At 26.5% G+C, this 234-nt stretch carries 1 pseudogene; it reads left to right on the top strand.

The features are described 5' to 3' along the window. A pseudogene (locus FUA24_RS08340) lies at positions 1-118 on the top strand (TetR family transcriptional regulator C-terminal domain-containing protein); the annotation flags it as partial. Positions 119-234: the final 116 nt, after the last annotated feature.

Here is a 234-nt window from a genome sequence, read left to right as displayed (position 1 = left end):
AGATATATTCATTGAAAAATCTGTTAATACAACATTTGATGTCATAGATATTGTTCCAATTAAAAGTGTTATAGACTTGGGTAAATTTCTATTTAAAGAAAAATTTCACATGAATTAAAAGAAAACATATGAAAACCATTGACAGTATACCTACTTCCAAAATTAATAGAGCTTCAAAACTAGTTTCCACCGGAGCAAAGGTAGGTGTAAACTATTTAAAATATTATGGAGATA

This window comes from Seonamhaeicola marinus, assembly GCF_008085455.1.
Note: the sequence above shows the minus strand (reverse complement) of the source record. Positions and strands in the feature narration are given on the sequence as shown.